This is a genomic window from SAR202 cluster bacterium (assembly GCA_009392515.1).
In the GTDB taxonomy this organism is placed as follows: domain Bacteria; phylum Chloroflexota; class Dehalococcoidia; order Lucifugimonadales; family UBA6952; genus UBA6952.
Map to the genome: position 1 here is coordinate 38,041 of VFGE01000026.1, position 26,716 is coordinate 64,756.

26 protein-coding genes are annotated in these 26,716 nt (G+C 33.9%); 18 read left to right on the plus strand and 8 right to left on the minus strand.

What is annotated here, in order from left to right:
* Positions 1 to 45: 45 nt before the first annotated feature.
* Positions 46 to 957, plus strand: a complete 912-nt coding sequence (locus tag FI695_03265; protein MQG50979.1) for an NAD-dependent epimerase/dehydratase family protein — start codon at positions 46 to 48, stop codon at positions 955 to 957.
* Here FI695_03265 and FI695_03270 read toward each other — a convergent pair.
* The gene (locus FI695_03270) at positions 954 to 1,883 is read right to left on the minus strand and encodes a YvcK family protein (protein ID MQG50980.1); all 930 of its coding nucleotides are present in this window, start codon (positions 1,881 to 1,883) and stop codon (positions 954 to 956) included. The genes FI695_03265 and FI695_03270 overlap by 4 nt on opposite strands.
* Positions 1,884 to 1,946: 63 nt before the next feature.
* On the opposite strand from FI695_03270, the gene FI695_03275 reads away from it, so the two are divergent.
* The 6 genes from FI695_03275 to FI695_03300 all read left to right on the plus strand — a co-directional run bounded on the left by FI695_03275 (position 1,947) and on the right by FI695_03300 (position 7,790).
* Positions 1,947 to 2,627: a (d)CMP kinase gene (locus tag FI695_03275; protein MQG50981.1), complete on the plus strand. Its 681-nt coding sequence runs from the start codon at positions 1,947 to 1,949 to the stop codon at positions 2,625 to 2,627.
* Positions 2,624 to 3,235, plus strand: coding sequence for a 1-acyl-sn-glycerol-3-phosphate acyltransferase (locus FI695_03280; protein ID MQG50982.1), 612 nt, complete (start codon positions 2,624 to 2,626; stop codon positions 3,233 to 3,235). Before FI695_03275 ends, FI695_03280 begins: the two co-directional genes overlap by 4 nt.
* A gap of 3 nt (positions 3,236 to 3,238) precedes the next feature.
* A complete protein-coding gene (gene glmS / locus FI695_03285) occupies positions 3,239 to 5,083 on the plus strand; it encodes a glutamine--fructose-6-phosphate transaminase (isomerizing) (GenBank protein ID MQG50983.1) in 1,845 nt (614 codons plus the stop codon).
* Between the two features lies 1 nt (position 5,084).
* Positions 5,085 to 6,251, plus strand: a complete 1,167-nt coding sequence (locus FI695_03290) for an acyl-CoA dehydrogenase (protein MQG50984.1) — start codon at positions 5,085 to 5,087, stop codon at positions 6,249 to 6,251.
* A 23-nt stretch (positions 6,252 to 6,274) separates the two neighbouring features.
* Positions 6,275 to 7,468 (plus strand): CoA transferase, encoded by a 1,194-nt coding sequence (locus FI695_03295; GenBank protein MQG50985.1) that lies wholly within the window; start codon positions 6,275 to 6,277, stop codon positions 7,466 to 7,468.
* Between the two features lie 103 nt (positions 7,469 to 7,571).
* Positions 7,572 to 7,790, plus strand: coding sequence for a hypothetical protein (locus tag FI695_03300; GenBank protein ID MQG50986.1), 219 nt, complete (start codon positions 7,572 to 7,574; stop codon positions 7,788 to 7,790).
* A 1-nt stretch (position 7,791) separates the two neighbouring features.
* Here the strand turns inward: FI695_03300 and FI695_03305 are convergent, their stop codons facing one another.
* The 4 genes from FI695_03305 to FI695_03320 all read right to left on the minus strand — a co-directional run bounded on the left by FI695_03305 (position 7,792) and on the right by FI695_03320 (position 11,709).
* On the minus strand, positions 7,792 to 8,208 hold the full coding sequence (locus tag FI695_03305) for a hypothetical protein (protein MQG50987.1): 417 nt from the start codon (positions 8,206 to 8,208) through the stop codon (positions 7,792 to 7,794).
* 19 nt (positions 8,209 to 8,227) lie between these two features.
* Positions 8,228 to 9,130 (minus strand): ABC transporter permease subunit, encoded by a 903-nt coding sequence (locus FI695_03310; GenBank protein ID MQG50988.1) that lies wholly within the window; start codon positions 9,128 to 9,130, stop codon positions 8,228 to 8,230.
* Between the two features lie 130 nt (positions 9,131 to 9,260).
* A complete protein-coding gene (locus FI695_03315; protein ID MQG50989.1) occupies positions 9,261 to 10,301 on the minus strand; it encodes a betaine/proline/choline family ABC transporter ATP-binding protein in 1,041 nt (346 codons plus the stop codon).
* 373 nt (positions 10,302 to 10,674) lie between these two features.
* The gene (locus FI695_03320; protein MQG50990.1) at positions 10,675 to 11,709 is read right to left on the minus strand and encodes a hypothetical protein; all 1,035 of its coding nucleotides are present in this window, start codon (positions 11,707 to 11,709) and stop codon (positions 10,675 to 10,677) included.
* 231 nt (positions 11,710 to 11,940) lie between these two features.
* Between FI695_03320 and FI695_03325 the strand changes: the two genes are divergently transcribed.
* The 9 genes from FI695_03325 to FI695_03365 all read left to right on the plus strand — a co-directional run bounded on the left by FI695_03325 (position 11,941) and on the right by FI695_03365 (position 20,151).
* Positions 11,941 to 12,654 carry a response regulator transcription factor gene (locus FI695_03325; GenBank protein MQG50991.1) on the plus strand — a complete coding sequence of 238 codons (714 nt, stop codon included), beginning with the start codon at positions 11,941 to 11,943 and terminating at the stop codon, positions 12,652 to 12,654.
* A 10-nt stretch (positions 12,655 to 12,664) separates the two neighbouring features.
* Entirely contained in the window at positions 12,665 to 14,074 is a 1,410-nt protein-coding gene (locus tag FI695_03330) for a PAS domain-containing protein (protein ID MQG50992.1), read from the plus strand.
* A 176-nt stretch (positions 14,075 to 14,250) separates the two neighbouring features.
* On the plus strand, positions 14,251 to 15,162 hold the full coding sequence (locus FI695_03335; protein ID MQG50993.1) for a PstS family phosphate ABC transporter substrate-binding protein: 912 nt from the start codon (positions 14,251 to 14,253) through the stop codon (positions 15,160 to 15,162).
* A gap of 14 nt (positions 15,163 to 15,176) precedes the next feature.
* On the plus strand, positions 15,177 to 16,109 hold the full coding sequence (gene pstC, locus FI695_03340) for a phosphate ABC transporter permease subunit PstC (protein ID MQG50994.1): 933 nt from the start codon (positions 15,177 to 15,179) through the stop codon (positions 16,107 to 16,109).
* Complete coding sequence (gene pstA / locus FI695_03345; GenBank protein ID MQG50995.1) at positions 16,109 to 16,999, plus strand: phosphate ABC transporter permease PstA; 891 nt, start codon at positions 16,109 to 16,111, stop codon at positions 16,997 to 16,999. Before pstC ends, pstA begins: the two co-directional genes overlap by 1 nt.
* Entirely contained in the window at positions 16,996 to 17,772 is a 777-nt protein-coding gene (pstB, locus tag FI695_03350) for a phosphate ABC transporter ATP-binding protein (GenBank protein MQG50996.1), read from the plus strand. Before pstA ends, pstB begins: the two co-directional genes overlap by 4 nt.
* Positions 17,773 to 17,861: 89 nt before the next feature.
* Positions 17,862 to 18,524: a phosphate signaling complex protein PhoU gene (phoU, locus tag FI695_03355; protein MQG50997.1), complete on the plus strand. Its 663-nt coding sequence runs from the start codon at positions 17,862 to 17,864 to the stop codon at positions 18,522 to 18,524.
* Positions 18,525 to 18,672: 148 nt separating this feature from the next.
* A complete protein-coding gene (locus tag FI695_03360; GenBank protein ID MQG50998.1) occupies positions 18,673 to 19,269 on the plus strand; it encodes a CvpA family protein in 597 nt (198 codons plus the stop codon).
* A 24-nt stretch (positions 19,270 to 19,293) separates the two neighbouring features.
* Complete coding sequence (locus tag FI695_03365; GenBank protein ID MQG50999.1) at positions 19,294 to 20,151, plus strand: MBL fold metallo-hydrolase; 858 nt, start codon at positions 19,294 to 19,296, stop codon at positions 20,149 to 20,151.
* On the opposite strand, the gene FI695_03370 is transcribed toward FI695_03365, so the two are convergent.
* Positions 20,148 to 21,131, minus strand: a complete 984-nt coding sequence (locus FI695_03370; GenBank protein ID MQG51000.1) for a hypothetical protein — start codon at positions 21,129 to 21,131, stop codon at positions 20,148 to 20,150. The genes FI695_03365 and FI695_03370 overlap by 4 nt on opposite strands.
* Complete coding sequence (gene lysA / locus FI695_03375; protein ID MQG51001.1) at positions 21,128 to 22,384, minus strand: diaminopimelate decarboxylase; 1,257 nt, start codon at positions 22,382 to 22,384, stop codon at positions 21,128 to 21,130. The genes FI695_03370 and lysA overlap by 4 nt, the downstream gene beginning before the upstream one ends.
* A 200-nt stretch (positions 22,385 to 22,584) precedes the next feature.
* Here lysA and proB point away from each other — a divergent pair, with 200 nt between their 5' ends.
* Together proB and FI695_03385 are read left to right on the plus strand one after the other, a co-directional pair.
* Entirely contained in the window at positions 22,585 to 23,739 is a 1,155-nt protein-coding gene (proB, locus tag FI695_03380) for a glutamate 5-kinase (GenBank protein MQG51002.1), read from the plus strand.
* 12 nt (positions 23,740 to 23,751) lie between these two features.
* Positions 23,752 to 25,023, plus strand: coding sequence for a glutamate-5-semialdehyde dehydrogenase (locus tag FI695_03385; protein MQG51003.1), 1,272 nt, complete (start codon positions 23,752 to 23,754; stop codon positions 25,021 to 25,023).
* Between the two features lie 7 nt (positions 25,024 to 25,030).
* Here the strand turns inward: FI695_03385 and FI695_03390 are convergent, their stop codons facing one another.
* On the minus strand, positions 25,031 to 26,701 hold the full coding sequence (locus tag FI695_03390) for a thiamine pyrophosphate-binding protein (protein MQG51004.1): 1,671 nt from the start codon (positions 26,699 to 26,701) through the stop codon (positions 25,031 to 25,033).
* Between the last annotated feature and the right edge of the window lie 15 nt (positions 26,702 to 26,716).

The following is a 26,716-nucleotide window of genomic DNA, read 5'->3' on the forward strand; positions in this document are numbered from 1 at the left end:
TTCACCTAAATGATTTTTAATTTAAATGAGGATTAATTGAAAAAAATAATAGTTACAGGTGGTGCAGGATTTATTGGATCACATATTGTTGACCGTTTAATTATTGAGGGTTATGAAGTGGCGGTACTTGATAATATCTCGTCTGGAAATCGGTTAAATATTAATGATAAAGCAAAATTGTATGAGATTGATTTATATAATGGAGATATTGGTTCAGCTATACACGACTTTCAGCCCAATCTAGTGTTTCATTTAGCTGCACAAAGTAGTGTCTCGGTATCAGAATCAAACCCTACTGAAGATGCTACTAATAATATATTAGGTTCTTTGAATTTGTATAAGGCTTGTAAAAACACCTCAGTCGAAAAAATAATATTAAGTTCTACTGGAGGTGCTATATATGGAGATCAGAATGAATTCCCATGTTTAGAAAACTCATCTCTTAATCCAATTTCTCCTTATGGTGTTAGTAAACTAACCTCTGAAAAATACTTAGAAGTATTCGCTGGGCTATATGGATATCAATATACAATTCTTAGATATGGAAATGTATATGGACCTAGGCAAAGTCCGTCTGGAGAAGCAGGTGTTATTTCAATTTTTGCAGGACTTTTATTAAAAGGTAATTCAGTAAATATTTTTGGAGATGGATCTCAACTTAGGGATTATATTTATATATCTGATGTAGTAGAAGCTAATATATTGGCAATGAATGCTCCAAATAAATCGATTTATAATATTTCTACAAATAAAGCAACTTCTGTTATAGAAATTTTCACACTTATAAAATCTTTAACTAAGTCTACTAATAGTCCTACTTTTATGCCTAGAAGGAAATCAGATGTCGATAAAATTGTACTAAATAATTCAAAAGCCACAAAAGAATTGAAATGGTTGCCTCAGGTAGACATTGAAGATGGTATAGCTAGGACGGTCGATTATTTAAAAAATAATTAGGATAAAGTTTCTAGAATTGTAAAAATTGTATCAGTTAATTTCTTAGGATCATGATTTTTATTCAAATGATTATTTATTAGATCAGTATTAATGACTTTTATTTTGTCGATATATTCATATTTTTCATAATAAAGATCATTTCTTTCAGATGTATTAGATGTTTTTGTAGAGTTAGATATAACGTGTGTAATATCCACATTAGTATGTTTTTTAAATTCTGTTACATGATCAATTATGGTGAACCCAGAAGTTTCATTTTCATTGCTAATATTACATACAAATATAATCGGCTTTTTGATTTTGTTAACTGATTCTACCAAACCATCAAATAAGAAATTTGCAATTATGCTTGTGTATAAGCTTCCGGGTCCAATAATTACAGCATCACATACCTCAATGGCATTTTGGGCAGATTTATTTAAAGCTATATTTTGTGGTTCAATCCAGATATCAAGAATCTTTTCAATATTTCTCCCAATTTCTGATTCTCCATCTAATAATTTTTTGGATTCAGTTCGAGCTTTTAGAATAGCTTCTGGATTATCTGCAATTGGTATTACTTGACCTTGAATGTTTAATAATAAACCTGCTTTGTAGATAGCATTACTAAAGCTATTTTCTTGCTGATATAATGCAGCTATAAGCAAATTACCAATATTATGGTCATATAATTCTGAGTCACTTTTAAATCTATAATTTAGGGTGGATTTATATTCATTATCCAGGTTAGACAATGCTAGAAGGCAATTACGAATATCTCCAGGTGGCGCCATTTTAAAATCTCTTCTAATACGACCAGAACTTCCACCATCATCAGTAACCGTCACAATTGCTGTTATATTTTTAGTTTTATGTTTTAAACCTGAAAGTAAATTTGACAGGCCTGTACCACCGCCAATAGCCACTATTTTGGTATCTCTCAGCATATATATTCCTATAATTTACATAAACGTTGCATCCCAAATTAATATAGAGGTATCATAAACCTTATGACAAGTCTTAAAACAAAAGTGATAGCAATTGATGGGCCTGCTGCGTCTGGCAAAACAAGTGTCGGAAAAATTATAGCTGAGAAATTAAAGTTTAATTTTTTAGATACAGGTATAATGTATCGAGCTATTACCTATGCTGCTTTAAATTCAAGTGTTGATTTCAATCAAAAAATGACAGTGAGTGAATTTTTAGATAATGTAGATTTACAGATAATATTTCATAATTTTACAGATCTTAAGATAACTTTAAATAATATTGATATTTCGAAATCTTTACATTCTTTAGAAATTGATCAAAATGTCTCATATTACTCATCTTTTAAAGAAATAAGAAACTTTCTTGTTCAACAACAAAGGCAGATAGCAAATCGAGATAATATTGTTATGGTAGGGCGCGACATAGGTTCAGTGGTTGCTCCTGATAGTATAAAAATATTTTTAACAGCTTCGGTATCTGAAAGGGCAAAACGCCGACATAAAGAATTGATTGATTCAGGAGTATCTGCTGAATTGGATGAAATTGAATCTGAATTAGAAAGACGTGATGAACTAGACTCTCAAAGAAAAGAATCGCCATTAGTTATACCAGGAGACGCTACAATTGTAGTTAGTGACGGGATGATACTTGAAGGGGTAGTTAGTTTTATACTAAATAATATATTAGCGAGAAAATTATGATATATAATTTTTTGATTCTAGTAGGTAAAGTTTGTTATAAAATTTTTGCTAAAGTTACCGTTATTGGAAAACAAAATATACCTAAAAAAGGTTCAGTTTTAATCGTTTCTAATCATACAGCTAACTTAGATCCTGCTATATTGGCTGTTATGCTACCGAGAACCATTAATTTTGTGGGCAAAACTGAATTATTTAAGTATAAAATCACATCATTTTTAATGAAAGCACTACATGTTATTCCAATACGAAGATTTTATTTAGATCGTAAAGGTTTAGTGCGTATTTTTGAGGCAATTGAACAAGGTAAAGCTATCGGCTTTTTCCCCGAAGGAACACGCAGTGGCTCTTCAGGTCTAAAAAAAGGCAATCAAGGAGCTGCGTATATTGCGTCTAAATCTGGGGTGTCAGTTATACCAGTAGGAATCACTGGTACAAGTAAGATTAATTCATATTTAAGATTTCCTTTCCCTTTTTCAAAAATCGTGGTAAATATTGGAGAAGAAATTCAAATAGATGAAAATTGTGACTTAGAAACTGGTACTAATATCATTATGAATAAAATTGCTGAATTATTACCAGAGTCTTTAAGAGGTGCATACAAAGGTTAAATTATGTGTGGAATAGTTGGATATTTAGGATATAGGAATGCTCAAGACGTAATATTATCGAGTTTACAGAAACTCGAATATCGTGGTTATGATAGTTGTGGATTGGCTATTTTGAACTCTGAAAATACAATCGAATATATGAAAACCGCAGGAAAAATTAATGATTTAAAAGAAATGTTAATTGAAAATAGAATACCAGGAAACTTTGGTATAGGTCATACTCGTTGGGCAACACATGGGAAACCAGATGATAGAAATGCTCATCCTCATAGCGATGGAGACTCATCAGTATGGATTGTCCATAATGGAATAATTGAAAATTACCAGGAATTAAAAAATGAATTACAGTCCAAAGGATATAAATTTAAGTCTGAGACTGACAGTGAAATAATAGCTTTTTTGATTTCTGATTTATTAAAACAAGAATATTCTTTTATTGAATCAGTAGAAAAGACAGCACAAATGATAACAGGATCTCATTCAGTTTTAGCCATGGCCGATAAAGATATGCGAAAAGTAATAGGTTTCAGAAAAGGCCATGCTGGTGGATTAGTTGTTGGCTATGGAAATGATGAGATGTTTGTAGCAAGCGATATGTCTGCAATAGGTGAATACACTAATAAATTAGTATATCTAGAAACAGACCAATTGGTGATCTTAGATGATAATTCGGCCTCATATAAGGATATTGGTGGTGGATATTTTGAACCAGATCATAGTTTTATTGAGGTTCCAGATACTCATTTTAGTAAAGATGATTTTGATCACTATATGATAAAAGAAATAATAGAACAACCAAGAAGTATTTATAACAGTTTAAGTAATAAGATAATATTCAATGATGACAAAATAGAATTCGAAGACTTTATTTTGCCAAATAACTTTACAAAAGACATCAACAGGATAATTTTGACTGGTATGGGTACTAGTCTTTATGCATGTGAGATTGGTCAATACTACATTGAAAGCTTGGCAAACATTCCATGTCAAACTGAGGATGCTTCTGAATTAAGATATAAAGATAGTCCAATTGATGAAAACACATTGCTTATTTCGGTTACTCAATCTGGTGAAACTGCAGATACATTGGGAGCAATGTCTTTATTTCAAACTAAAGGTTGTAAACAAATACTAATTTCAAATTCTATCGGCTCTGCAGCAAGTAGGATTGCAGATATTGAAATAAATATCAATTCAGGAATTGAAATTGGTGTTGCTAGTACAAAGTCATTTACAGGATCAATTTTATCTTTATTATTTCTAGCGATTAAATTGGGTGCTGATAAAGGTACTTTACCAATACCTGAAGCTGAATCTTTAATACTCGACTCTACAAAATTACCAGATCTGATGAATCAAGTGGTAGAAATGAATCCTCAAATAGAAATGATGGCTAAAAAATACTCAAAATATAATCATTTTCTATATTTAGGGCGAGGATTTAATAAACCTGTTGCATTTGAAGGTGCACTTAAACTAAAAGAAGTAAGCTACATTCATGCTGAAGGATATTCGGCAGGACAAATGAAACATGGCCCGATTGCTTTAGTTGATAATAATATTCCAGTTATAGCTATGGCACTAACAGATAATTACTACGAAAAAATGAGAAACACTATTCAAGAAATTAAGGCAAGAAGCGGAATTTTAATTGGACTTGTAACTAAAGGGAATTACGATTTAGATGGATTAATAGATGATGTTATAGAGATACCAGAATGTCCTAAATATTTAACACCTTTCTTAACAATAATACCATTACAATTATTTTCTTATTATATTGCCTTCGAATTAGGTTATGACGTGGATCAACCACGTAATTTAGCTAAAACGGTTACTGTGGAATAATATGGATTTTACTTATAGTGAAACTCAAAAATCTATTATTGAATCTATCAAGTTATTAATGAATGACTTTGGTGATGATTATTGGCGAACGTGTGATAAAGAAGGTACGTTCCCGCATCAGTTTTATGATGCGGTTGCTAAAGGTGGTTGGCTTGGTATTGCTATGCCCCAGCAATACGGTGGGTCAAATCTTGGTATAAGCGAAGCATCAGTTTTGATGCAAACAATAAGTGAATCAGGCGGTGGTATGTCGGCAGCTTCAAGTATTCATATGAATATTTTTGGACCACATCCTATTGTTGTACATGGCACTGAAGAACAAAGATCTCGTTGGTTACCACCTTTGATACAAGGGAAAGAAAAATGTTGTTTTGGGGTAACTGAACCAGACGCAGGGCTTGATACAGGGAGCATTGCTACAAAAGCCGAGAAAACCGAAGGTGGTTATATAATTACTGGACAAAAAATCTGGACATCTACTGCTCAAATTGCCGATAAAATTATGATATTAGTTAGAACTACTCCAAAAGAAGAATGTGAAAAAAATATTGATGGACTAACTTTATTTTACACTGATTTTGATAGATCAAAAATTGAAGTTATTGAAATCGATAAAATGGGGAGAGCTGCGGTAGATAGTAATCAAATATTTATCGATGGTTTAGAAGTCCCTGAAGATGACCGTATAGGTGAAGAAAATAAGGGATTTTATTATTTATTAGATAGCCTCAATCCTGAAAGAATATTAATTGCAGCAGAAGCTTTAGGTATAGGAAGAAGCGCTTTAAATAGAGCAGTGGATTATGCTAATAATCGTATTATTTTCGATCGTCCAATAGGCAAAAATCAAAGTATACAGCACCCTCTTGCTGAAAACTGGGTCGAATTAGAAGCAGCAGAATTGTTAATTTTAAAAGCAGCATTTCAATATGATAATGGTGAAAATTCTGGGGGACTTGCTAACGCTGCAAAATACTTCGCTGCAGAAGCAGCGTTTAAAGCTGCAAATCAAGCAGTTATGACCTTAGGTGGCATGGGATATGCAAAAGATTTTCATGTTGAAAGATTATTACGTGAATCAATGATTCCGCGGTTAGCACCAGTTAGTGCGCAAATGGTATTAAATTATATTTCAGAACGTATACTTGGATTACCTAAATCCTATTGATTGGATAATTATTGATGGATAACATTACACACGCATTGCAAGGGATTAAAGTTTTAGATCTAACGCGAGTACTCGGTGGACCTTATGCAACCCAAATTCTTGCTGATCATGGAGCCGAAGTTATTAAAGTAGAGCCTGAATTTGGTGATGAAGTAAGAGATTGGGGCCCTCCATTTAATGATAGTATTGCGGCTTATTATATTAATCTTAATCGTAATAAAAAATTAATTTCAATTGATTTGCGACAAAAACAAGGACAAGATATCATTCTCAAACTATTAGAAGACTCAGATGTCCTAATTGAAAATTTCAAAACTGGAACAATGGAAAATTGGGGATTAGGGTTTGAGGATGTTCTAAGTAAGAAATTCCCAAAACTTATACATTGTCGTATATCTGGATTCGGATCTGATGGCCCACTTGGGGGATATCCCGGTTACGACGTTATTATCCAGGCTATGGCGGGAATGATGTCAATTAATGGCATGCCGGATAGTGGCACGGTTCGAATTGGCTCTCCTATAGTTGATATGGGGACAGGGTTATACAGTACGATTGGTATACTCATGGCATTACAAGAACGTAATGTTTCAGGAAGAGGCCAGTTTATTGATATGACACTTTATGATAGTGCAATTGCACTTATGCATCCGTATAATGCCAATTATTTATTATCTGGTATCCCTGGTACTCCGACTGGAAATGATCATCCAAATATTTCCCCATATGGTAAATTTAAAACACGTACTAATGAAATTGTAATAATGATTGGAAATAATAATGGATTTGCAAAACTTTGTAATGAACTAGGTTTAGAAGAATTGCTAAGTAATCCTAAATTTATAAATAATTCAGATAGAGTTCTAAATCGAGATGAATTAAATAAATTAATTGAAAATGCTCTTAAAGATGTCGATGGGGGAGAATTTTCAGAAAAGTTATTAGCTGCAGGAATACCTGCCGGTCCAGTCAGAAATATTCAAGAAACATTAGACCATCCACATACTGAGCACAGAGGTATGAAGATTACTGAAGGTAATTACCAAGGAATATCTTCTCCCATAAAGTTTAGTCGTTCAAAAACCGCTGGGGTGAAAATAAAACCTTCTAAAATAGGCGCAAATACCAGACAAATTTTAACATCTATAGGATATGATGATTCTGATATAGATGAAATGATACGCTCAGGTATAGTTAGCGAAAAGAACCAAGACTAGAATAATACATAACCATAATTTATTGGTTTTCCTCTTTATAATAGGATAGATATCAATTACAATGTATCTTGTTTAAATAACGTGTACTTTTGGGAGACGGGGAATGGATCCAAATAAAATAGGAATTTATTTCAGTTCTAATGAAAATAAAGTTGTAAGAATAACTTCACCATATTGGCTTCCTGAAGAGCCTGAATGGGTTATGGTTACAAATGAACCTAACGCTACTTTGTTGGCTGTAAGAGATTTAATTGTAGAAAAAAGTCTGGCTTCTGATGCTTCAGATGTTACTTGGGGAAGTTTACCCTTAAAAGACGAATAATTTATTCTTTTTTACCATAAGTATTGTATGGCGTTCCTGGTATTAATGAAAAATGCGTGTGGATTGCTAACCATACGTCGTTATACTTTTTTAGGATAACGGTTGCTCTGCCAGGCCTATCAAATCGATTACCTTCGGAATCGTATCCAATCGAACTCCAAGGGGTAATTCCCCAAGCTAATTCATTATTACCATCGGCTATAAGCTTATCAACTAAGAAGTGGAAATTATCGATATATGGCCATATGTTTTGCCATTGTTGAGCTTGTAAATCTTTTAAATTGGTAACAATGTCAACTTTTGTTCCGAAAGAACAAACATCGCTAGAGACAAGTTTTATTGCAGATTCAAAATCACGAGACTTGCAACATTCTCCAAATTTAATGTACCACTGTTTTACAATTTCGTGATAATTCATGTGTTAATTTAGTTTAATATTATTCGATGCTTGAACTTTGATTTCTATTATTGATATATCCTTGTGAGATACGGTCAATAACAATTGCTAGTACCACAATTCCCAAACCTGCAATCACGGCGTCGCCTTGTTCTAATTGACCCATTGCTCTAAACACATCAGCTCCAAGGCCTCCTGCACCTACCATTGCTGCAATTGTTACCATAGCAAGAGCCATCATAACCGTTTGGTTAATCCCTGCCATTATCGTTGGTATAGCCATGGGTATTTGGACTTTAGTTAGTAATTGCATTCGATTAGACCCAAAAGCTGTGCCTGCTTCAACAACAGCTATATCTACTTGTCTAATTCCAAGATTTGTTAAACGTATACAAGGAGGAATTGCGTATAGAACTGTTGCAAGAATAGCTGCAACATTTCCAAGCCCAAAAAACATTATTCCAGGGACGAGATATACAAAACTTGGCATAGTTTGCATGCCATCAAGTATAGGTTTAATTGCTGCATCGAATCGATTGCTACTTGCAGCTATAATACCTAGAGGGATACCAATAACTATAGAAATAAGTACAGCAATAACCATTATAGCAATAGTTACCATTGCACTTACCCACAAGTTAAAGAGTCCGAGTAAAAGTAACGCTATAGCTGACCCGATACCAACATTTCTCGAAGCTACTTTCCATCCAGCGTATAAAATAGCTAAAATTGTAAATGGCCATGGTACCCAAATTAGGAAGTCACGAATTTTACCGATCAATACTTTTGCTTGGTCACTCATCCAGTCAAACATCCACGCAAAGTTAACTACCAAAAAATCGACAAAATCATCTATAGCATTAGTTACAGGGGGACTGAAATTGACTGGAAAATCAGTTATTTGGGTGATTTTCAACAAATGAATAACCCAAGACAGTCCCATAACAATAACAAACACTACTAGACTAATCACGTATTTTATAATATATGATTTATCGTTTTCTTTCGATTCTTGTGTAGATAATTTTTCTTTTTCTAATGTAACACTCATAATTGTATTGTGATTTTAATTGTTATTCTTCGCTATATTCTTGTCGTGCACTTTGGGCTACTAGTTCAAGAATTTTTTCTTGAGGGACTACTCCAACAAGTTCATCTTTACTATCAACTACAGGAATAGGATCTCCTGTTTCTAATACCAATGGAATCATGTCTTCAACAATGCTTTCAGGAGTCACGACATATCGTCTGTCAAATTCTTGAGATGAAGGTTTAACCATTATATTACTTACTGATGTCACCCTTGTTTTTGGAATATCGAATGTAAACTCCTCAACAAATGAATTAGCTGGGTTAGTAACAATTTCTTCTGGAGTACCTAACTGAGTAACTTCACCATCTCTCATGATCGCTATTCTATCACCAACAGTAATTGCTTCATCAAGATCGTGAGTAATAAAAACTATGGTTTTTTGAATGGTTTGTTGTAATTTTTTCAATTCGATTCTCATCTGTCTCCTAATCAATGGATCAAGACCACTAAAAGGTTCGTCCATGAGGAGAATGTCAGGTTCAACAGCAAGTGCTCTTGCTATACCAACTCTTTGCTGCATACCTCCACTCAATTCTGAAGGATAGGATGATTCCCAGCCAGCAAGACCAACAAGTTCTAATACCTCTAATGCCTTTTGATTCCTAGTTTCAGTATCTATTTTTTGGACTTCTAATCCATAAGCAGCATTTTCTAGTACTGTCCTATGTGGGAAAAGGCCAAAGTGCTGGAATACCATCGCAACGGTATGTCTTCTGAAATTTTCTAGTTCTTGATTGTTGTATTGAAGAACATCTTGATTGTTTATGAGAATGGAGCCAGAAGTTGGGTCTATTAATCTGATTAAGGCTCTAACAAGAGTGGATTTACCACTTCCGGATAATCCCATTACTACGAATGTTTCACCGGGGTTAATTGATAAGTTGACGTTTCGGAGAGCTACGACCTGATTAAATTCATCTTGAATTTCAGATCGGGTTTTATTTATGTTTTCGGGTTCAAAAACAATTTCTGGATCGTTTCCAAACACTTTCCATAAATTCACTATCTCGATATTAGACATACAATACTCGTTTCTTTTTAAACGGTAATTGGTAGCGGTATTAGATGAGTGATTAATAAATATAAGGAAATAATTGTGGGGTTTTGAATAATGGGAATATAATTAAAATCTATCCATAAAATTCAGATGCAAATCTATTAATATATACAAATCCAATAACTATGCGTTTTAAATGATCGCTAACCAAAATCTCCATTAAGCACAGTCTCAGCCTCCTTAATTGGTGATCACCTTAAGGGTATCTAATAAACTACACTATGTCAAACAAAATTAGCTCTTTTCAAATCTATCATGATATCTTTTTGTCAAAATAATACAAATAAAAAAGAGGGGTTAAAAAACCCCTCTTTTATTAAGGCATATTGATTTTAGATTATGCAGCTAAGGATTCAATAATTCTGTCTTTAGCATCTGCTGTTACCCAGCTGTGCCAAGCATCATTGTTATTGAGATACCATATAGCTGTATTTCGGTATGCTTCTTCGCTCGTAGCGGCATCATCTTTTATCTCACCATAATGACCTTCTGCAGCTAACTGGTTAGTTGCATTCCAATCCCACTTTTCTAAGAAAGCGCGAAGTTCTTCATAGCCTTCACCTTGATAATCAGAGTGTAATGCGATCAAAATCTCTGCTGTAGGGAAACCACAACCGAGAGCTGGATCATTATCTGCACACTCTGAAGGGTCAGGTTGTTCTAAGACTCTCATATCAAGTGTATTAGCGAGCTTTGTTGGTCCCCAGTAGTAGAATAATACTGGTTCCTCTTTCAAATAAGCTCCTTCAATAGCAGCATCAAGTGCACCCATTGTGCCAGGATCCCGAAGTTCTACAATGTCGGAAAGACCATAAGCTTCGATTTGTCCTTCATTAACTGCTCGGCATGCCCATTGTGCCATACAACCGTAAAGTACAGCTTTTCCTCCACTGTCAGCTTCTGCAAACAGTGCTTGAAACTCTGGTTTCTTCAGGTCTTCGACACTTTTTAATCCAGGATTTGCATCTTGCAAATATCCAGGAATAATAAATGTGCTTTGCCAGTTATCTTCCAAACTTTTACCTGTGGAAAATACTTGTCCTTCAGCAGTTGCCTCAGCCCATGCGTCTTTTTGATTTGGTAGCCAGATTTCCATTGAAATATCAATGTCACCTTTTATCAAACCTTGGAATAATGGAACTGTAGCACCTTCTATCATATCAGTTTCATAGCCGTAGCCGTTTTCTACAATGTATCTAGCGACTCCACTTTGAACCAACGCACTATCCCAGTTGAGACCTGCAAAGACTAAAGTTTCACCTTCGCCTTCAAGTCCACTACCAGTTACATCATCAATAGCATCACAAGCTGTGAACGCAACAGTTGAAATCATCATTATGATTGTTAATATAAACTTACTTTTTACTTTCATAATGACCTCCTCTCATAGGTTGCTCATTATTCCATATGAATACTCATGAGTCAACTTCATTTTGCACTTTTCGCGTCTTTTTTGGGGTCAATTTTCTTTAATTATTTTCGAATCTGAATACGGATTTCGTAAAAATTCAAAAAATCGTAAAAATTCAAAAAATTATGAATTATTTAAACATTTATCGAAAGTTACAAAGTAGATTATAATAAATAATATTTATGGTTTGTTATGAAAAAAAATAAAATTCTGATAGTTGAAGATGAGACAAATATAGCCGACTCGGTAAAGTTAAATTTAGAAGCCGAGGGTTATGAAGTTGAATATACTACTGATGGTCAAATGGGTTTGCATTATGCAAGAACATTAAATCCTGATTTGATTATATTAGATATTATGCTTCCCAAACTTGATGGATTTGAAGTAAATAAAATCATTCAAAAAGAACTATCAATTCCAGTTATTTTTTTGACAGCAAAATCAGATGAAATATCAACTGTTTTAGGACTAGAACTTGGTGCTGATGATTATATTTCAAAGCCTTTTTCAATGCGTGAATTGATTTCGAGAGTTAAAGCTGTGTTACGAAGATTGGAAAATACAAAATCTCATTCAATCTCATCACAAATAAATAATAATCCACAAAAAGGAAAATTTATTTATGATGACATCGAAATTGATATTGATGGCCGTAGAGTATTAAGAAATGGCAATTTAATTCACTTAAAACCTAAAGAATTTGAAATTTTAGTATATTTATCTTCAAATCAAGGCATGGCAATTTCTAGAGACACATTGCTAGACAAAATCTGGGGAATTGATTACTTTGGTGATAAGCGAACTGTTGATGTACATTTAAGATGGTTGAGAAAAAAAATCGAATTAGATTCACAAAAACCAAAGCATCTTATAACAGTAAGGAATGTTGGTTATCGATTCGATTAACTAGGGTGCTATGAAAACATTTATATTTATAAGATATATTTATACTGTAATGTTCATTACTATAATAAATCTTGTAGTATCCATCATTAGTTTTTTTTATGTGCTACTTAACGGTGACCCTTTTACATATTTGGTAATTTTTTCTTTTTGGATTGGTTTATCATTAATTTCACTCATTTCATTATATAAATGGTACAACAATTTCCAATCTAGGGACCTTCTTATGTCACAATTGCCAAATATTGCCGAAGGTTTTGGAGAAGGCCATTCTCCAAGAGATATTCAAGAAATATATTTGAGTGCTGAGACGCAGGAATTAGTTGATCTGTTATTACCTGTTCGTTCATTGGTTAATAATATTATATCCATGATATTTAGCTTCAAATTTGAACAAGACACCTTAGAAGCTTTATTAGAAGCGATGGCAGATGGAGTATTACTTGTTGATACAGAAGGCCAAATTCTTAGAATGAATTCTGCTGCTTCTCAATTACTTTACATCGATAGCGATCAATTAAAATCTAATCAAAGTTTTATGGGACTTGTTTTTGATCATGAACTTGCAAATTTAGTTCATCTAGCTTTAGAAAATAATAGTATAGCTCAAGATGAAATAGAATTACTTCGTCCAAACAAGATCATGGACGCTATAGTAACTCCTATACAAAATTCTACTAATCAAGAAGTTGTTATAACACTACATGATCTAACAGAAATAAGACGAATCAATACAACAAGAAAAGAATTCGTAAACAACGTATCACATGAACTAAAGACTCCTCTTACAGCCGTTAAGGCAATGGTTGAAACAATGGAAAATGGAGTTCTTCCTAAAAGTAGGCAAAAAGAATATTTTACGAAAATTAATGATGAAATTGATCGAATGACCACTATAGTAACTGAACTATTAAAATTATCTGGCATTGAAAGAGATAATTACCAAGAAAGTTTTGATACAGTCGACATTAATAAATTAGTGTCTCAGGTAAGTGATAATTTTAAAGATATTCTCGAAAAGAAATTAATTTTATTGGAATTAGATTTATTCCCTTCTCCTCTAGTAATAAATTGCAATCAGTACCATATCACAGAAGTGATCACCAACTTAATCGATAATGCGACAAAATTCACTCCTGAAAATGGAGTAATTACTTTGGCAACAAAATCTTCAGATGACTTTGTTATTGTTCAATGTAAAGATACTGGTATTGGAATTTCTGAAGAAGACATGCCTCATATATTTGAACGTTTTTATAAAGTTGATAAATCTCGTTCTGATACAGGAACTGGATTAGGGTTATCTATAGCTAAACATATTTTGGAAAACCATCAAGGTAATATTGTAGTTAATAGTAACGTTAATGATGGCTCTGAGTTTATAATTACTTTACCTCTTGATAAAACAAATATTACCCCATAATAGCGATCTTTATACGTTCATCGAATGTTAATAAATCGTTAAAATAAATATACCAGTACAAACCCTATAATTATTAATATAGAAATTAAATAAGTTATAGGGAGATACAATTGATAAATATTTTCAAACATACTGGAAAAACCATAAGACTAACGTCTTTATTAATAATTTTATCAATGTTACTTTTCGCAGTTGCCTGTAGCTCCGATAATAAAGATGAAAATGGTATAAGTGAAGGTTTGGAAGGTGTGATTGAAATTGATGGTTCAAGTACTGTGTATCCAATTACTGAAGCAGTAGCTGAAGAGTATCGCAAGAAAGAAAAGGATGTTCAGGTTAATGTTGCAGTTTCTGGTACTGGAGGAGGGTTTAAGAGATTTTGTCCTGGTGAAACTGATATTTCCAATGCTTCTCGACCAATCAAGGAGAAAGAACAACAACTTTGTGAAGCAAATGGGGTAGAGTATGTTGATGTGACTATTGCTCTCGACGGTCTTTCTGTACTAGTTAGTCCTAAAAATGATTTTGTGGATTGTTTAACAATAGAAGAACTAAACAATATGTGGAAACCAGAATCTACAATCAATAACTGGAAAGATGTTAGGGCAGGATTCCCAGATAAGGAATTAGTACTTTATGGTCCAGATACAGATTCAGGAACATTTGATTACTTTACTGACGAGGTAAATGGTGACGAAGGTGTTTCACGATCAGACTATACCGCATCTGCTGATGATAACGTTTTGGTTACAGGTATCTCTGGTTCCGCAGGATCTTTGGGATACTTTGGTTACGCATACTATGTTGAGAATATAGATAAATTAAAAGCTGTTGGTATTGACGCTGGTAATGGTTGTGTAATTCCAAGTAATGACACTGTAGCAGGTGGTGCATATCCATTAGCAAGACCCATTTACCTTTATATCGATCCAGCTAAATTGAATAAATATGAACATGTTTCTGATTTTGTCGAATTCTATATGGATCATGTAGCTGAGCTTTCAGAAGAAGTAGGGTACACTGCTTTGCCTAGTTATGCTGATCAGATTGCAAAAATTAATGCAGCTAAACTACAACCAAGTAACTAAATGGAAAGACTGATATGCTTAACAATCAAGCAGAATTCAAAAACAAGACACACATGGGGCTGTCAAAACGACGAGTAATTACTGGTAAAATTGCAGAAATAGTTTTCTTTTTATGTGCTGTTATTTCAATTATCACTACTGTAGGGATTGTAGTAAGTTTATTATCACAATCTCTATATTTCTTTTTTGAAGTCACTTTATGGGAGTTTTTAACAGGTACGCGATGGGCGCCTATCCTCAAACCTCAGAGTTTTGGAGTTTTGCCCTTAGTCACGGGTACGTTATTAGTCTCAGGTATAGCGGCTCTTTTTGCTGTTCCAATAGGTTTAGCTACGGCAGTTTTTCTATCAGAATATGCTCCTGATCGAGTTCGTAAAATCGCAAAACCATTTCTTGAAATACTTGCGGGTATTCCAACAGTTGTATACGGGTATTTTGCTTTAACTTTTGTTACACCTAAATTACAGATTATTTTACCTGACTTAATTATTTTTAATGCTTTAAGCGCAGGTTTAGTTATGGGTTTGATGATTATTCCAATGGTTTCATCACTGAGTGAAGATGCTATGGTTTCAGTATCTCGTTCTTTAAGAGAGGGAGCTTATGCACTAGGTGCGACACGTAGTGAAGTTGCATGGAAAGTCGTTGTTCCTGCCGCTTTATCTGGTATTGTTGCATCTTTCATCTTAGCAATTTCTCGAGCAATAGGTGAAACAATGCTTGTCACTATTGCAGCAGGAGCTACCCCACGTATGTCTTTAGACCCTTTGCAAAGTATTCAAACAATGACTGCTTTTATCGTACAACTTAGTCTTGGAGAAACCCCTCATGGGTCAATTGAGTATAATACTATTTTTGCTGTCGGATTACTCTTATTTGTCATGACATTAACTATGAATCTGATTGGTCATTTGATTGTTAGAAAATGGCAACAGGTGGATAAATAATGATTAAAAACATTCTTAAAAAAGAAAACTATAACCAAAATCTTAATAGCCGTTATACTAAGGGTAAATTATATTTCACAGTATTCTTTACTGCCTTGATGATAGCTATTATCGGATTGGCCATACTCCTTTTTCAAATAATTTCACAGGGAACAGAAATGTTAAGTTGGACTTTCGTTTCCAGTTATCCATCTCGTTTTCCTGAAAAAGCTGGAATTTTGTCAGCACTAGTTGGATCCATATGGCTTATGGGACTTACTGGAATATTTGCTGTTCCACTTGGTATAGGTACTGCTGTTTATCTTGAAGAGTACGCTCCCAAAAATAAATTCACTCAATTCCTAGAAATTAATATTTCAAATCTGGCAGGAGTACCATCTATAGTATATGGTTTGTTAGGTCTTGCTGTTTTTGTTGGAGCTTTGAATATGGGGCGAACTTTGATAGCAGGAGCCTTAACTATGGCTTTACTAGTTATGCCAATTGTTATCCTTGCATCTCGAGAAGCTATTAAACAAGTACCTTATTCACATAGAGAAGCAGCCTATGCTCTTGGTGCTACTCGTTGGGAAGTAGTAAGGTCAGTTGTTCTTCCATCTGCAATTCCTGGAATCATGACTGGAGCAATATTGTCGATGTCCAGAGCAGTTGGAGAAGCTGCCCCAGTTTTAGCTGTTAGTGCGCTAGTATATTTAACTTTTGTCCCTACAGATCCTTTTGATAGATTTACTGTTATGCCAATACAAATATATAATTGGGTGTCTAGACCACAGGATGGGTTTAGAGAGCTTGCTGCCTCAGGAATAATATTGCTTTTGGTTTTACTCTTATCAATGAACTCAATAGCAATTTACATTCGTAGCAAATATCAAAATAAATCGGAGGAATGATGGTAACCGATGAATATATATTAAGTTCTGATAACCTGAATGTTTATTATGGTAATTTTCAGGCTCTTGCTAATGTCTCAATTAAAATAAAACCAAACATTGTAACAGCATTAATCGGTCCATCTGGTTGTGGTAAAAGTACCTTGCTTCGATGTTTTAATCGTATGAATGATCTTATACCAATATTCTCATTAGATGGTTCTATCAAATATAAATCTCAGGAGTTGTATGATGATACAACTGACGCTACAAATATTAGATCACAGATAGGAATGGTTTTTCAGAAACCTAATCCATTTCCTAAAAGTATATACGATAATGTAGCTTTTGGTTTGAAAATTAATGGGTATACAGGTAATTATGATGAAGCAATTGAAAATTCATTACGAAGAGCAGCATTGTGGGAAGAAGTTAAAGACAGGCTCAACAAAAGTGCAATTGGTTTATCTGGTGGTCAGCAACAAAGACTTTGTATTGCCCGTGCTCTAGCTGTAAATCCTGAAGTTTTACTTATGGATGAACCTGCTTCTGCATTGGATCCCATAGGGACATTAGCAATTGAAGAATTGATACGTGAGTTAGCAGGAAGCGTCACAATTGTTATTGTAACTCATAATATGCAACAAGCAGCTCGTGTGTCTGATGAAACAGCATTTTTAATGGTAAATGATAATCGGGCTGGATATTTAGTTGAACATGATTATACAGATAAAATATTCACCAACCCATCCGAAGAACGAACAGAGGCTTATATAACTGGCAGATTTAGTTAAATACAGAGTGCTTGCAAAATAATAAAGATACTGATAAAGTCCCTTGAAATATAATTACAGCAAGGCAGGAGGTAATTATGGAAAATAGAATGAGATCAGATTACAGTAAAAACCTACAGGCCTTGCAAGACGGATTATTGATTTTAGGAAGTATGGTTGATAAAGCAATCCATAAATCTATCCAATCTCTTAAAGATAGAAACTTACAATTAGCACAAACAGTAATAGATGAAGATGATCTTATAGATCAAAAACGTTTTGAATTAGAAAATTCTGCAGTTACGTTACTGGCTACTCAATCGCCAATGGCTGCTGATTTACGTCTTATTATTTCAGCATTACATATTGCAGTAGAGCTAGAGCGTATGGGGGATTATGCAGAAGGTATAGCACGCATAAGCCAAACTATTGGGGAACAACCCACTCTAAAACCATTAATTGATTTGCCCAAGATGACAGATTTAGCTACTGCAATGTTACGTAAAAGTTTATTAGCTTATACTTCTAGAGATATGGATTTAGCTATTGAAGTATGCAAGTCAGATGATGCTGTAGATTCGCTTTATGAGGATGTCTATCACGAACTTGTGGGATTTATGATTAAAGATCCAGATACCGTTCAAAGGGCTACATACTTACTGTGGGTATCTCATGATGTAGAACGAATAGCTGATCGTGCTACTAATATAGCCGAAAGAGTAATTTATTTAATTACTGGAGAACTTTCAGAAATAGATATTTCTACTTATTGAACAAAATAATTACTTCTGTACTAGTTACCACTGGTACAAATCCCAAAAATGTGTATAATTGCTGTAGATAAAATAAGAATATTCTGAATTTTACTAAATATTCTTCATGGTAATCGTATAAATATTAATAATATTTAAGGAGGCTTTTATGAACTGGGTAGATTTAGTACTAGCAGTCGTAGGTATTTTTGCTCTCTATCAAGGATACAAAATGGGCTTAGTAGGTGCGTTATGTAACTTAGTGGGACTGTTTGTTGGTATATGGGTAGCTGCCAATTTCAATGACGTAATTATGGGTGCAATTTTGGAGCAAGGCAACATTGGCGTTTCACTTGCTACCTTACTTTCATACATCGTTATCATTGTGGGTGTTTTTATGGGTGCCCAAATTGTCCGAAGGATTATCAAAACAGCAATGAATATTGTTCTACTAGGATGGGTAGATAGTTTAGGGGCAGTTGTTGTAGGTGTTCTATTTGGGATACTTGCATGTGAAGCTGTGATTTTGGGATTTGCAAGAATGGCTAGCGATGCAACATATGAAGAACCAAATCCAGCTACAATTATTTCTGAAATGACAGGTCTAAGAGGAGCAGTTGCCGGTGGGTTAACAGAATCTTCCTTGACACCTTCATTTATTGAAATTGTTGAAGCAATTCCTGCAAGTGCATTTGGAATGATTCCTGGTGACCTTGGTGCAGCTTTAGATGAAGTTGCAGCAGAAATTGAAGCTGTTAATGCATAATATTCATTTGTAGATTTAATATCTATGATAGAAAATAATATTCACATAGGGGGTCTCACATTAAAAGTGTTGTCTGACGGCATACTAGAGTTTGACCCCTGTGTGTTTTTCCCTTCAACTAATGAGGATGATTGGATTCCTCATAAATCCCATTTAAACAGTGATTCAAATGTGGTTTTTGAATTATCGTGCTATTTGATTAAATCTCAGTCCCATACTGTTCTAGTTGATACTGGGATGGGACCAAATCCCAATATAGAAGATCCAAATTTCCCAGAATTAAGTAATGCTTGGGGTATTTTTGATAAATCTTTATCTAAAAATCATATTGATCCCAGTGATATAGATCATGTTGTATTTACACACGCTCATCGTGACCATATTGGATGGGCTACCGTGGGTTCTGGTGATGATATTACCCCTATGTTTCCTAATGCAACCTATTGGTTAAATGAAAAGGATTGGCAAGCAACTTATGACAAAACCATATCAAATAGATTCCCCAATGCTTCGACTAAATTATGGCCTTTGAAAGATTTTGAACAATTAAACTTCTATGATGAAAAAACAGAGATAATCCCAGAGATAAAGCTGATTCCATCTCCAGGCCATTCTCCAGGTCATTATTGTATTCTAATTCAGTCCGAAGGGAAGGGCCTGTTAATACCTGGAGATCTACTTCACAATATTGCTCAGTTTGAGCATTTTGACTGGATTTCAAGAGCTGATATAGAACCTAATGCTACTATAAAATCACGAAAAACTATTTTTGAATTGATAGTGACTAATCAACTTATTGTAGCTGGGAGTCATTTTGCCACCGGGTTTGGTACTTTAGATTATATAGACGGTCTATATAGATGGAGGGTGATTAAACTTTAAGGGAGTCGCATTAGTAAGTTGTCTAATGTGATTCTCGTATTGCCATTATTGCGTAGATTATTAGAAGCTTTATCAATTATTTTTATAGACTCTATAATTTTTTTAAGTTCAAATTCGTTTTCTAATTCAGTTAATTCTTTTTCATAATCGATATTAACTATTAATTCATCAGAATTGGTTTTTAATAACATAACATCTCTTAGATAGCTTAACCACGTTTCTAGTGTGGTATATATGCTATCCTTACTTTTATTAATATTATTACTCAATTGCTGTGATAATAGAAAGCGGTCAGCCATATCGCCATTGATTATTTGGTTAAATAAAGAGATATCATGATTTCTTGTTTGTAAGAAATTTGTATCTGTATATGCTGTTATAGCCCATCCGAGACGACCTTTTGAAAGTTTTGAAATTAATTTAGTTTCCCTTGTGGCTTCATCATTTGAAATATCAAAATATTTAACTAAGTACTGATATATTTTTTCACTTGATAAAGGGTAGAGTTCTAGTTTTTGACACCTTGAAGGAATTGTAGTTAGTAAATATTTTTCATCGGTTGCACAGATTATAAATGTTACATTATTTGGGGGCTCTTCTAATATTTTGAGTAGTGCATTACTAGCTTCTATTGTAAGGTCTTCTCCTTTAAGAAGTATGAAAGTTTTGGAAGTAGAAAGAAACGGGCTTAAAGAAACTTGTTCTTGTATCTCTCGTATTTCTCCAATTGTGTTCCCAACTAATATGACATCTGGGTGAGTACTGTCTTTAATCCTTATGCATTGGTCACATGTTTGGCATGGTTTTTTTTCTTCTAGGCAGTGTAAAAACTTGGTTATTTCCAAAGACAATGTGGTTTTGCCGATATGTTCAGGCCCTAGTAATAGGTAGGCATGATTAATACGAGTCTTACTCATACTATTTTGAATTAGATTATATATGTGTTCTTGTCCAACAAAGTTCCACATGTGATTTATCAAAAAACTTCTAAAGATAATATATCATCATACGTTTCACGTTTTCTTATGATTTCTGATTTTCCATCTTGAACGAGGATTACTGCAGGTTTTAAATTCATATTGTAATTACTGGACATAGGAATACAGTATGCACCGCTTGCTGGTATACAAATTAAATCATTTTTCTCAATGTGTGGTAGATTAATATCTTTTATTAATATGTCTCCTGACTCACAATATTTGCCTGCTATAGTTACTATTTCTGTGTTTTCTTGATCAATTTTATTCAAAACTACGGCTTCATATTCTGATTCATATAAAGCAGGTCTGATATTATCCCCCATTCCTCCATCAACACTGACATATTTTCGTATATTGGGTATATCTTTTATTGAACCAACTCGATATATAGCAACTCCAGAAGGACCTGCGATAGCCCTACCTGGTTCGATTATTAATTTTGGTAATTCAATATTATTTGATGCACATGCATTTTTTAGTGCATTGGTAATAATTTCTGCGTATTCTTTCACGCTAGGTGGATTTTCATTTTGCGTGTATGCAATGGCAAAACCGCCGCCGATACTAATTTCTGATAATTTAAAATTATACCTATTTGCCATATTCACAGCGAAATTCACAGAAATATCCATCGCGTCGTTGTATGGTTCTATTTCAAAAATTTGAGAACCTATGTGGCAATGTATTCCTAGAAGATCTAAACCATCTATTTCGAGACATTTTTTTATAGCTTTTTCCGCATCTCCAGTTTCAATAGCGAAGCCAAATTTACTATCCAATATACCTGTCGATATATAACTATGAGTATGTGGGTCAACACCAGGTGATATTCTAATCAAAGCCTTAATTGAGCAATTCTTACTCTTAATGATATTAGAAAGGTTTTCAATTTCGTCAAAGTTATCAATAATTATCCGACCGATATTGTTACTGATTACATATTCTAATTCCTCAGGTGATTTATTATTGCCATGCAGATGGATTTTCCCAGGATCCATACCGCCTTGTTTCGCTGCTATAAATTCACCTAAAGAAACTACATCCATACCCATGCCTTCTTCTGAAAGAATTGAAGTTAATTTTTGATTAATAAATGCTTTGGAAGCATATGCCACATGTGTTTCTGGATATCTTGATCTAAATTCATGAATGAATGTTTTGCATCGTTCTCGAATTGTATTGTCATCAAAGACATATAAAGGAGTTCCATAAGTATTTGCTAATTCAATTAAACTACATCCGCCTATAGTCATATCTTTACTAGGAACTACTTTAGTTGTATTTGGGAATATTTTTTCAATTTCTTTTGTAAACATAGTATTGTGATCCTTATTACTGTTCAGGTGTTATTTATACATATATATTGTAACTGATTGAATATATCATGTTAATATCTGTAGTAAAAAAACTCTTTGAATTGTCGCAGATTGTATAGGAATGTGTTTTTGTTATAATGCATTCAATTAATTTTATATATAGAAAAAAGAATTTCTTAATAATGAAACGTTTAGTTGTAAAAGTTGGTACCAATCTTATCACTGATAAGTCAGGTAAATTAAATATAAAAGTTATGGAATCCATTGTTTCACAAATTTGCCATTTGCATAAACTTGGATATCAGATACTATTGGTGAGTTCAGGAGCAGTTGCAGCTGGGAAAGAAGCATTGGAAAATCCAATTCAAAGAAAAGATGTGCCTTTCAGGCAAATTCTTGCTTCTATAGGTCAAAGTCGTTTAATGAATATTTATCAACAACTATTTGCAGAATATAATGTGATTGTTTCTCAGGCTTTATTAACACGCAAAGATATAGACGATAGAATTGGATATTTAAATATTAGAGATACTTTATTGGGGTTAATTGATCATAATGTAGTTCCAATAATTAACGAAAATGATGTTGTTAATACAGAAGAATTGGGAGAAATAATTTTTGGCGATAATGATACTCTTTCAGCTTTGGTTTCAAATTTGATCGATGCAGATTCATTAATATTGCTTTCTGATATTGATGGACTATATACCGCGGATCCGATAAACAACAAAGACGCAAAATTAATTAAACATGTAGATTTTAACGACTTCCAAATAGATGAATATGTAAAAGATGAAACAATACATGAGATGAGTAGAGGTGGAATGGTTGCGAAGATAGAAGCTGCTAAATTAGCAACTACTTGGGGGTCAACTGTATATATAGATTCTGGGTATAAAAAAACAGTATTAGTAGATATTATAAACAATAAACAAGAAGGTACAGTATTTGTATCATCAGGAGATAAAATAGAATCCAGAAGGCGTTGGTTATTAAGCGGACTAACACATAATGGGAAAGTGGAAATAGACTCAGGAGCAGTTGTGGCTTTAAAGACAAAAAATGGCAGCTTACTTCCTGCTGGAATAATAAAAATAGAAGGTCAGTTTGAAAAAGGAGATATAGTATATATTATAGATTCTTTGGGGAATATTATTGGATGCGGGGTCTCAAATTATTCTTCGGTAGATGTCAATCAAATAAAAGGTATGAATTCAAAAGATATAAAAAATCAATTTAATGAATTTACACATGATGAAATAATTCATCGAAATAATTTAGTAATACTATAAAAAGGGATAAACATGAGTATAAATTTTAACGAAATTTGTATATCTGCAAAAAAAGCTGCAAGAGAATTTTCATTACTTGATGCTAAGCAAAGAAATCAAATATTGCTTCGTATCGCTTCAAGAATATTAGAATCCAAAAATGAAATACTAGATGCAAATAAAATTGATTATGATAATGCTAAAGAAAGTGGTGCAGATCATCATATCTTAGATCGATTATATTTAAATGAAGAAAGAATAGATGCAATAGTTGATGGGGTTTATCAGGTAGTTGAATTAGAGGATCCACTGGATATTGAATATGATAATTCTGTTAGACCAAATGGTTTAAACGTTAGTAAAATATCAGTACCTCTTGGTGTAATTGGAGCTATTTATGAAAGTAGACCAAATGTCACACTTGATATAGTGGCTTTGTGTGTGAAATCAGGAAATGTCAGTATACTAAAGGGGGGGTCTGATACACTTAGTAGCAATAATGCGATTGTATCTTCTATTCATAGAGCTTTTGGCGATTTGAAACTTAATCCAGATATTGTGCAATTTATAAATAGTTCCGATCGTAAATACGTAGATTTGATGCTGAATGCCGTTGGTTATATTGATTTGATTATTCCCAGAGGTGGATCTCAGTTAGTTAATATGGTTCGAGAGAAATCAAGAGTACCTGCTATTACGGGCGGTATAGGAGTTTGTCATGTCTATGTTGATGAAAGTGCAGATATAGATAAAGCTGTTGAAATAATTTACAATTCCAAGGTTCAAAGACCAAGCGTTTGTAATGCACTCGATACAGTAATTTTTAACCAAAATATAAATAAGGATATAATCCTCAATACTGTAAAAAAATTAGTTGAGTCAAAGGTCGAAATCCGCGCAGATGATCAAAGTTATGAAATTCTTTCCTCATTAAACAAAGATTATCCTAATAGTATTTATGTGGCAACTGATGAAGATTGGGGGCAAGAATTTTTATCACTCAAATTGTCAGTAAGAATGACTGACTCGTTAGAAAATGCAATTGAATATATAAATAATTATGGCGGGCATTCAGAGGCAATTATTTCTGAAAACCAAGATAATACGGCACGATTTTTAAAAGCTATTGATTCTTCAGCAGTTTTTGTGAATGCTAGTACTCGATTTAATGATGGTGGGGAGCTTGGTTTAGGAGCGGAAGTAGCTATTAGCACATCTAAAATTCATGCTAGGGGACCAATGGGAATAAAAGACCTCACTAGTTACAAGTGGATTATTATTGGTGAAGGACAAACCCGGAATTAAATTTGTTCTATAAACCTGTTGGTGCGGCTGGCGGAAAGTATTCTTGTACTGGAATCTCAATCACACTTGGCATTCCTGATTTTATAGCCTCATTTACTGCATCACTTATTTGATCAGGTTTTTCTATATAAAAACCTTTTGCTCCAAATACTTCTGCTAGTTTATCAAATCTTGGGTTCGTGAGATTTACTCCTACGTAATGCTCTTCATGAAGGTTTTTTTGCTGTGATTTTTCAGCACCCATACAATTATTATTTAATACAATACTTACTAAAGGGATATTATGTCGTACAGCTGTGTTAATTTCACCACAAGTGTATAAAAATCCCCCATCACCATGGATTGAAATTGCAGTTTTGTTGGGACGTCCTAATTTTGTACCAAGACCTACACTGTATCCCATTCCCAATGCACCTTGCCCAACATAATTGAACATAGTTCTAGGGTGTTCAAATTTGAGCCTGTCATAAGATAAACCAGGAGCTACGCCTGCATCTATAGTAATCATTGCGTCTTCAGGGAAAATTTTATTGAATTCTGGAAAAACTTGTTGGGGCATAATTGGGGTTTCTGATATATTTTCCTCTTCCTTTAGTCTGTTTAACCTAGATTGTGCCAAGTTTGTGAAAGTTTGCTTCCATTCCGGAAGACTATTTCCTTGAGGAGATATGGATGAGATGTGTTTAATAAGTTGCTGACCAATTGCAGCTGCATCTCCTACTATACCTACTGCTACTGGATAATTTCTTCCAATCTCAATAGGGTCTATATCAATTTGGATTATTTTAGTTGATGGGTTAATGATACTATAATCCCAAGCAGTAGATGCTTGATTTATTCTTGTTCCTAGGGCCAGAATAACATCTGCTTTATTCATTGCTTCATGAGCCTCTCCAGAACCTCTAGCTCCAGGAGGACCCACATAATTTGGATGGCTATTGGGGACTGCGTCGTGATGTCCATATGATGGTACAATCGCCATATCAAGTAACTCTGCTAATGCTACAGCTTCCTTAGACGCTTCAGAATCTAATACTCCACCACCCGCAAGCAATAGTGGGGATTTAGCATTTAACAACAATTGTGAAGCTAACTGGATTGATTGTTCATCTCCTTGAGTACGACTAATTGACCTATATGAATCTGGTTTTAAAAAATCATCTGAAATCATTTCTTTATCTAAAAGGTCTCTAGGTATATCAAGTAAAACAGGACCTTGTTTACCAGAAAGAGCTGTTCTGAATGAATCTCGAATGAGCGACGGTACCCTAGCTGTAGTATTAGCCTGTACTGCAATTTTTGTGAGAGGTTTTAATATATTTACTAAATCGAATGCTTGAGAGCCGTCTCTTCCAATATATTCCATAGCTGTATCACCAGATATTATTACTACAGGGGCTCGACCTTTATAAGCTAGAGATATTCCTCCAGCCAAATTAATTGTTCCAGCGCCAGAAGTTGTCATACACACAGATGGTTTTCCTGTAACTTTAGAAAAACCATATGCCATCAGAGCGGCACCTTCTTCATGTCTAGTGTCAATAAATTTAATATCTTCTCTACCATAAGTTTCAGTTACCATACTATTTGTGGTAAGGCCAGTTACACCAAATAAGTATTCAACTTGTTCAGCTCTTAATAACTCTATCACTGCTCGACCGGCCTTCATGTTTTCCATACTTAATTCTCCACT